The organism is Herbiconiux daphne (assembly GCF_024979295.1).
In the GTDB taxonomy this organism is placed as follows: domain Bacteria; phylum Actinomycetota; class Actinomycetes; order Actinomycetales; family Microbacteriaceae; genus Herbiconiux; species Herbiconiux daphnes.
In genome coordinates, this window is record NZ_JANLCJ010000639.1 from 1 (window position 1) to 569 (window position 569).

Here is a 569-nt window from a genome sequence, read left to right on the forward strand (position 1 = left end):
TTTTGGTTGCTTGAAGGTTTCATCTGAATCGAATTTGTGCTCTGCCACAGGTTTTAGATATGGTTTTGCTTCAAATACCTTGGTCAATAGTGGTGAAATTTTCTTTTTCTTGTCTTCACCTTCTTTGAATTCAACTTCTTTAAGTGCGTCGGCTAATTGGTCATACACATCAAGTTCCGCTCCTGATGCAACAAGCCCTTTTAGAAGTTCGTTTGCGGTTGCCTTTCTTTTTTCTGTTCTGAATGGTGTAAGTTCTTCTTCATATGACTTAACTTTACCTTCATACTCAGCAATTTGGCTTTTGAGTTTTGCTACATCACCTACAGAATTTTCAACTTCAACAATCTTAGCAGCTCTTTCTTCAGCAAGCTTTGTCAGTTTTTCAAGTTCTGTTTTTGTTTGGGATGTAAGTCCAGAAACATATTCTTCAACAATATCGTCATATATGTTGACATTGTATCTTGCGTGTTCATCTAGAATATCACGCACTTCTGACAATGTATATGATTCTTTATTTTGGAAACCGAATTTCCTGTTACCAAGATTTTGGTTTTCTTTCAAAAGTTTTT

1 protein-coding gene is annotated in these 569 nt (G+C 35.5%); it reads right to left on the reverse strand.

Going from position 1 to position 569, the window contains the following annotated elements:
• A partial coding sequence (locus N1032_RS26900) for a hypothetical protein (RefSeq protein WP_259543745.1) occupies positions 1-569 on the reverse strand: 569 nt, incomplete at both ends.